Origin of the sequence: Desulfovibrio sp. TomC, assembly GCF_000801335.2 — a bacterium.
Lineage (GTDB): Bacteria > Desulfobacterota > Desulfovibrionia > Desulfovibrionales > Desulfovibrionaceae > Solidesulfovibrio.
In genome coordinates, this window is sequence record NZ_JSEH01000027.1 from 55,425 (window position 1) to 63,886 (window position 8,462).

Annotated in this window: 2 protein-coding genes; both read right to left on the reverse strand. The window is 68.4% G+C overall.

All coding sequences use genetic code 11. The annotated features are described in order from the left end of the window. Nucleotides 1-191 precede the first annotated feature (191 nt). Nucleotides 192-2,210, reverse strand: a complete 2,019-nt coding sequence (locus NY78_RS19200; RefSeq protein WP_043639745.1) for an O-linked N-acetylglucosamine transferase, SPINDLY family protein — start codon at nt 2,208-2,210, stop codon at nt 192-194. A gap of 106 nt (nt 2,211-2,316) precedes the next feature. After that, the coding region (locus NY78_RS25325; protein ID WP_043639749.1) for a beta strand repeat-containing protein at nt 2,317-8,462 on the reverse strand (6,146 nt) is incomplete at its 5' end.

An 8,462-nucleotide genomic window follows, 5' to 3' on the forward strand; every position in this document is an offset into this window, starting at 1 on the left:
GGATACTCCCTGCAAGCCGTTACCGTTTGATGATCAAACCGGGACGAGGGCGTGTCGGGCCGCCAGGACGGCGCGTTGGGGCAGGAAGGCGGGCAAGGCCGCAGGCCGGCCGCCGATGGAGGGGGGTCTCCATCGGCGGCTGGCGGACTGTCCGGTCAGGGGCGGAAAAGGGCTGTCGGGGAGGTCGGGCGTTAGAAATAGACGGCCGGGTCTGTGGCCAGCCGGCGGTCGCGGGAGATGGGGCGCAGCTGGTTGCGCCGGGCCAGACGTTCGGCCCACCAGCCCTGGTAGTCCTCGATGCGCTGCACCTCGGAGCCCTCGTGGTCGAACTGGCTGCCGACTTCCAGGTAGACGTCGAGGTTGGCCAGATCCGGGCGCGGCAGGGCCTTGGCGGCAAAGGCCTGCCACATGGTCTCGTACAGCCCTTCGAGGCCGGCCACCAGACCGGGCATGTCAAAGAGCGCGGCGCTGTCGTGGGCGGCGGCCAGACGCTGCCGCAGCGGGACCAGGGCGGCGGGATCATTGCCCAGGGCCACGGCCCGCTCCACGTAGGCGTCCACCGTGTCGCAGACCAGTTCCGGCAGGCCGGCGGCATGCACCAGACTGCCGCAGACCCGGGAGGCGAACGACCGGCCGCTGACGGTCAGGACCGGCACCCCGGTCCACAGGGCGTCGGAGGCGGTGGTGTGCGCGCCATAGGGCGTGGTGTCCAGGAACAGGTCGGCCAGGGCGTAGCGGGCCAGATGGGCCGGGTTGGCCGCTTTGGGGGCGAAGACCAGCCGCTCGGGGTCGATGCCCCGGCTTTGGGCCTGCGCCCGCAGACGGGCGTTGACGTCGTCGCCGCTCCCCAGCAGCCACAGCACGCTGCCGGGAACCCGGGCCAGGATGGCGAGCCAGCGCTCGAAGGTGGCGTGGTGGATTTTGTGCGCGCCGTTAAAACAACAATAGACCATGGCGTCTTCGGGCAACCCGGCCTCGGCCCGGCCGGGGCGGTCCGGGGCCACGGTCCGGTTGCGGTTGCTTGGCTGGTAGCAGGGCAGGCGCAGGATCTTTTCGGAATAATAGGCCTCGTGGGAGGCGGGAATGATCCAGTCGTCGGCGATCAGGTAGTGGTGGTAGGGGCTGGCCATGGTCCCGGGGTAGCCAAGCCAGTTGACAATGATCGGGGCCGGGCGCAGGGCCACGAGTTTGAGCCTGGCGTCGCGGGTATAGCCGTTTAAATCGACCAGGATATGGATGCCGTCATCGGCGATGCGTTTGGCCGCGGCAGCGTCGTCGAGCTGGCTTATGGGCACGAAATGGTCGGCCGTGGCCTGGAAATGCCGGTGGAGCGGGTCTGCGGCGTCAATGCCGCAGTAATAGGCAAAGACCTCCACCCGGCTGCGGTCGTGCAGGCCGAAAACCTCGTGCATGAGATAGCCCACGGCGTGTTCGCGCAGGTCCGAGGAGAGGTAGCCGATGCGAAGGGGAGCTGCCCCGTTCCGGACGGCCTTTGGCCAGGCGGTCATGGCCCCTGCCGGGATGCCGACGTCGAGCTTGTTGTAGTGGTCGGCCAGGGCCAGCTGCCACAAGGGATCGTCGGTATAGGCGGCAGCAGACAGGGGCGACATGCCGTCGACCAGGAGGCTTCGCTCCACGCGCTCGGAGGCAAGCGTCACCGGCCATTTGCACTGGCGCTGGCGCAGGGCCACCAGATGCTGGATGACCTCGCGTTGCCGGCCGTCGAGTTCCAGGCTCTCGCGCAGCATGTTCTCGGCGGCGTCGTCCTGGTTGACACCCTCGAGCGCTCGGGCGCTTTGATTGAGGGCCGTGGTCTTGTGGGTGACGGCCGGGCCGTTGACGGCGGCCATCCGGGCCAGGGCCGCCGACCATTGGATAATGGCCAGTCCGACCTTGCCCTGGCGTTCGTAGATGCGGCCGAGATTGATGTAGGCCGGCATGAAATCGGCATTGAGGGCGATGGCCTGCTCCAGGCGCTGCTGGGCCTCGGCAAGCTTGCCGACATCGGAAAGCACCACGGAATAATTAAACAACACGGCATAGAGGAGCGGATCGTCCGGGTTGTGTCCGATCCAGGCCGCATAGGCTGCTTCGACGGAAGCCGCCTGACCGCTTTGCTTGAAGGTCTCGGTGGTCCGAATGAGATCCGGGACGCTTAAGCTCCCCACCATGGACTGTATCAGGGCCGGAGACAAAACATCATTGGACATGGTGCTGCTTGTGTCCTTGCGTGTCTGTGCCGGAATACGGTCTCAGGGCCGCTCCGACGTATCCGTTGCGTTGCTCGTGCCACATGCTCCATCCGGGGACCGTCCCCTAAGCCAGCGCGCTTTTGATGGCGGCCAGTTGTTGTGGAGTCATACCGGCAAGCTGGGTCGTTGTAAACGCATCGATCTGGGTGGCGCTTAAGGCCTCGATTTCGGTGGTGGTCAGGGCGGCAATGGTGGTCGCGGTCAGCTTGGCCACGGTGGTGGTGGTCAGCCCGGCCAGCTGGTTGGGCGACAGGGCCGCGATTTGCGTTTCGGCCATGGTTCCAAGCTGGGTGGCGGTCATGGCCCCGACCTGGGTGGAGCTAAGCGCCGCCAACTGGGTGGGCAGCAGGCTCGTCAGTTCCGTGCCGGTCAGGCTCGACACCTGGGTGGCGTCCAGGGACGCCAGCTGGGTGGTGGACAGCGCGGTAATCTGGGTGGTCTCCAGGGCGCGAATCTGCATCCGGCCCAGACCATCGATCTGGGTGGTGGTCAGGTCCGCGATCTGGGTGGTGGACAGGGCGGCGATGGCGGTCGTGGTCAGTGCGCCGATCTGGGTCGAGGACAGGGCGGCGAACTGGGTATGATTCATCTTGGCCAGTTGGGTGGCGGCCAGTCCGGATATCCCGGCAGTTCCCAGGGCAGCGATCTGGGTGGCGCTCAGGGTCTCGATCTGGGTGGCGGTCAGACCCGCGACCTGGTCGGCGGTCAGGCCGCTCATGGCCGTGACGCCCAGGAGCTTGACCTGATCCGTGGTCAGGCTGGCCAGCTGGGTGGCGGACAGGCCGGTAATGCCCGTGGCCGACAGGCTGGCAAACTGGGTGGTGGTGAGCGCCGCCAGTTCGGTGGTTGTCAGGCCGGCAATGGCCGTGGGCGACAGGGCCGCGATCTGGGTCGCCGTCAGGCTGGCCATCTGGGTGGCGGTCAGGGCGGCCATCTGGGTTCCGGTCAGGCCGCTTATGGCCGTGGTGGACAAGCCCTTGATTTGGGTGGCGGTCAGGCTGACGAGCTGGGTGGTGGACAGCGCTGCGGCCTGGGTGGAGGCCATGCCGCCGAGTTCGGTGGTCGTCAGGGCAGCCAGCTGGGTGGTGGTCAGGCCGGCCACGACCGTGGTGGACAGGGCCGCCATGCCGGTGGCCGACAGGCTGGCCAGCTGGGTGGTGGTCAGGGCGTCAATGGTCCCGGCAGTCAGCCCTGACAGGGCCGTGGTGGAGAGGGCCGCCATTTCACTGGCGGTCAGGGCGTTTAACTGGGTCGTCGTCAGGCTGGTGATCTGGGTGGCGCTCAGGCCCGAGACGCCCGACGTCGACAGGGCCGAAATCTGGGTCGTGGCCAAGGCGGCCAGTTGGGCGGCAGTGAGGGTGGCCACGGAGGTGGCGGTCAGTCCGGCCATCTGGGTGCGGGTCAGGGCGTCGAGGGCATGGGCCGTCAGGCCGCTGATCTGGGTGGTCGTCAGGGCGGCCACCTGGGTGGCGGTCAGACCGGCCAGTTGCTTGGCGGTCAGGTCGGCGAATTCGGTGGCGGTCAGTCCGGTCACGGCCGTGGTCGAAAGCTTGGCCATCTGGGTCGGGGTCAGGACGGCCAGTTGGCTGGTGGAGAGCGCGGCCACCTGGGTAGCGGTCAGGCCGCCCATCTGGGTCGTGGTCAGTCCGGCCACCTGGGTGGCGGACAGGGCCGCGGTCTGGGTGGCGGTCATGCTGCCGATCTGGGTTGCGGTCAGTCCGGCCATCTGGGTGGCGGACAGGGCCGCCAGGCGCGTGGCCGGGAGGCCGGCCACCTGGGTGGTGGTCAGCGCCCCGAGTTCGGCGGCGGTGAGCTTGGCGAACTGGGTCGTGGACAAGGCGCCAAGCTGGCTTTCCGTCAGTCCCGGCACGGCGTCGGCCGACAGGGCGGCCAACTGGGTGGTGGAGAGGGACGTGAGCTGGGTGGTGCTCAGTGCGCCGATCTGGGTTGCGGTCAGGCCGCCGATTTCCGTGGCGGTCAGGACGCCGAGCTGGGTGGTGGTCAGGGCGCCGAGCTGGGCGGCAGGGATCGCCCCGATCTGGGAGGCAGTCAGTCCGGCCAGTTGTCTGGTGGTCAGGGCGGCCAGTTCGGTGGCGGTCAGTCCGGCCACCGCCGAGGTGGACAGTGCCGCCATCTGGGTCACGGTCAGGACGCCGAGCTGGGTGGCGGTAAACGCTGCCAGGGTGGTGGCAGTGAGCGCGCCGAGCTGGGTGGCGGTCAGGGTGGCGAGCTGCGTTTGATTGAGCGCACCCACCTGGGTCTCGGTCAGGGCGGCCAGTTCCGTGCCGGAGAGGCCCCGGATCTGGGTCGGGGTCAGGGCGTCGATCTGGCTGGTGGAAAGCACGCCCATCTGGGTGGTCGAGAGGGCTCCGAGCTGGGTGGGCGTCAGCTGGCGCAGCTGGGTCATGGACAACGCGGCCAGTTGGGCGGTGGTCAGGCCTCCGACTGCGGCGGAGGACAGGGCCGCCGTCTGGGTGGCGTTTAAGGCGGCCAACTGGTCCTGACTCAGGGTCGCGACCTGCGTTTCGGTCAGACCGGCGATTTCCGAGGTGGTCAGGGAGCCGATCTGGTCAGTGGTCAGGGAGCCGATCTGGGTGGTGGTCAGCGCGCCGAATTGTGTGGAGGTGAGCGCCGCCAGCTGGCGGGTGGTCAGTCCGGCCAGTTCGGCGGCGGTCAATCCGGCCACGGCCGTGGCGGACAGGGCGGCCATTTGAGTGGCGGACAGGGCGGCCATCTGGGTGGCGGACAGCGAAGCCATTTCGGTGGCGGTCAGTGCCCCGACCTGGGTGGCGGTCAGGGAGGAAATCTGGGTGGCCGAGAGGCTGTCAAGCTGGGTGCTGGTCAGGGCGGCAATGCCGGTGGCGCTGATGGCCCGCAGCTGGGTCATGTTCAGGCTGTTGAGCTGGGTCGTGCTCATGGCCGCGATCTGGTTGTCGTTTAAGCTGCTTATCTGGGTGGTGGTCAGGGCCGCCAGCTGGGTGGCGGTCAGGGCCGCGATCTTGGTGCTGCTAAAACCGTCCACGCCGGCCACGGTCAGGGCGGCCAGCTGGGTGGCCGACAGGGCGGCCAATTGGCCCAGAGACAGGGCTGCCACCTGGGTGTCGCCCATTCCGCTGATCTGATTGATGCTTAAGGACGCCAACTGGGTCGTGCTCAGGGACGCAACCTGGGTTTCAGTCAAGGCTCCGATCTGGGTGGAGGTCAGGGCGGCGAATTGTTCCCCGGTCAGAGCGGCCAGTTCGGTGGTGGTCAGACCGGCCACGGCCGTCGTGTTCAGAGCGGCCATCTGGGTCGTGGTCAAGGCTGCAAGCTGGCTGGTGCTCAGGGCGGTGAGCTGTGTTGCGGTCAGGACGGCCATGTCGGCCGCGGTCAGGGCGGCCATCTGGGTGGTGCTGAGGGCCGCCATGGCGGTGACGGTCAGGCCGGTTATGGCCGTGGCGGTCAGGGCGGCTATTTGGGTGGCGGTCAGGCCGGCCATCTGGGTGGCGGACAAGGCGGCCATTTGGGTTTCGGTCAGGCCCTGGATCTGGGCGGCGGTCATGGCCGACCACTGGGTGGCGGTCAGGGCGGCCAACTGGGTGGTCCCCAGAGCGGCCATCTGGCCGGAGGTCAGGGCGGCGATCTGTCGGGTGGACAGGGCGGCCAGGGTCGTGGCGGTCAGTCCGGCGAGAGCCGTCGTGGTCAGGGCGGCCAGTTGGCTGGTGCTCAAGGCGGCGATCTGGCTGGCCGGCAAGGCGGCCAACTGGGTCGAGGTCAGACCGGCGATTTCCGTGCCGGACAGGGCGGCCAGCTGGGTGGTGGTCAGGGCGGCCAGCTGGGTGGCGGACAGATCGCCGATCTGGGTCTGGGTCAGGCCTTTGACCTGGGTGGTGGTCAGGGCGGCTATCTGGGTGGTGGACAGCGCGGCAATCTGGCTGTCGCTTAACATGTTGAGCCCCTTGACGGTCAGAGCAGCCAACTGCGTCGCGGCCAGTCCCGCTATCTGGCTTGAGGTCAAGCCGGCCATGGCCGAGGTGGACAGGGCGGCTATCTGGGTGGTTCCCAGCGCGGCCAGCTGGGTCAGGGACAAGGACCCGATTTGCGCGCCGTCCAGGCCGGCGACGCCCGTGGCTGACAGGGCGGCAATCTGGGTCTCGCGTAAGGCGGCGAGCTGGCTGGAGCCGAGTGCGCCGACCTGTGCGCCGGTCAATGCGGCCAGCTGGGTGGTGGCCAGACCGGCCAGCTGGGTCTGGGTCAGGCCGAACAGGGAGGTGGCGGACAGGGCGGCCATCTGGGTCTGATTCAGGACGGCCAGTTGGGTGGCGGTAAGCTGCCCGGCTTCGGTGGCGGTGAGGCCGGACAGGGCGGTCGGGGTCAGGGCGGCGATCTGGCTGGCCGACAAGACGGACAACTGGGTTTCGGACAGGGCGGCCACCACCGAGCTGGACAGGCCCTTGACCTGGGTGGTGGTCAGCGCGGCCATTTGCGTCCCGGTCAGCCCGGTCAGGGCCGTGGCGGTCAGCGCGGCAAACTGGGCCGCGGTCAGGGCGGCCAGTTCGGTAGTGGTCAGTTCCGCCATGTCGGTGCCGGACATGCCCCGGATCTGGCTGGCGGTGAGACTGGCCAGTTGGGCGGTGGACAGGGCGGCCATCTGGGTTGCGGTCAGGGCGCTTATGTTGGTGCTGCTCAGACTCTTGACCTGGGTGGTGGTCAGGGCGGCAATCTGGCTCGTTCCCAAGGCGGCGACGGCCGTAGTGGTCAGTGCGCCGAGTTGGGATGGCGTCAGGCCGTGCAACTGGGTTTCGGTCAGGCTCGCCGCCTGGGTGGCGGTCAGACCGGCGATGGCCGTGGTTCCCAGGGCGGCCAGTTGGGCTGCGGACATGGCGGCCAGTTGGGTCGTGGACAGGCTGGCCAGGACGGCAGCGGTCAGACCACGGAGGCTCGTGGCGGTGAGCGCGGCCACCTGAGTCGGGTTCATGGCCATGACCTGGGTGGTCGTGAGGCTTCCGGCCGAGGTGCTGCCCAGGCCACGCAACTGGGTGGTGGTGAGCAGGGCCGTCTGGGCGGCGGTCAGTCCCTCCAGGGCGGTGGCGGTCAGCGCGGCGATCTGGGTCGAGGTCAGGGCGGCCAATTCCGTTGCGTTCAGTTCGCTGACGTCAGTGCTGGTCAGTCCCTGGATCTGGGTGGCGGTCAGGGAGGAAATCTGGGTGGCGGACATGGCGGCCATCTGGGTGGCGGTGAGGGTGCTGACGGCAGTGCCGGAAAGTTGCTTGATCTGCCTGCTGTTCAGGGCGGCCAGTTGGGTGGGGGTCAGGGCCTGGGTCGCCGTGGTGCTGAGGCCAGCGAGTTGGGCGGCGGTCAGACCGGCAACCTGGGCGGTGGTCAGGCCGGCGATCTGTGTTTGGCTCAAGCCGTTTATCGCGTCGACGCCAAGGCCGGCGATCTGGGTGGCGGTCAGGGCGGCCAGCTGGGTGTCGGCCAGACCGGCCAAGGTCGTGGCGGTCAGGCCGGACAAAGCGGCCGGGGTCAGGGCCGCCATCTGGGCGGTGCTCAGGACGGCCAGTTGGGTGGTGGTGAGGGCTGCGGTCTGGGCAGCGTTCAACGCCTGGATTTGGGTCCTGGTCAGCGCGGCCAGTTGGGGAGCGGAAAGACCGGTCGCGGCGGTGGCGGTCAGGGCGGCGATCTGCATCTTATTGAGGGCGGCCAGTTCGGTGGTGGTCAGTTCGGCCACGTCGGTGCTGTTCAGCCCGCGCAGCTGGGTGGCGGTCAGGGCGGCCAGCTGGGTGTCGGAGAGGGCGGCCATCTGGGTCTGGTTCAGTTCGCTGAGCGCCGCGCCGGACAAGCCCCGGATCTGGGTGATGGTCAGGGTTGCCAGTTGGTCGGCGGTCAGGCCGTCGGCGGCCGTGCTGGAAATCGCCCCGACCTGCGCCGCCGTCAACCGGGCCAGTTGGGTGGCGGAGAGGCTCGCCAGCTGCGTTGCGTTCAGGGCGGCGATCTGGGCGGCGGTCAGGGCGGAAATCTGAGTGGTGGCCAGGCTGGCCAGCTGGGTGGCGGTCAGGGCGGCCATCTGGGTGGTGGTCAGGCCCGCGATGGCCGTGGCCGAGAGGGTCGGGAGAAATACGCTATCCAGGCTGGCCAGCTGGGTTTCGTTCAAAGCGCCGACCGCTGCGCTGCTTAAGGCCTGGATCTGGGTGGCGGACAGGCTGGTCAGCTGGGTGGCGTCCAGTCCGG

What these genes read in the sequence shown, in the direction of transcription:
- NY78_RS19200 (WP_043639745.1), bottom strand. Translation starts at nt 2,210, where the DNA reads ATGTCCAATGATGTTTTGTCTCCGGCCCTGATACAGTCCATGGTGGGG.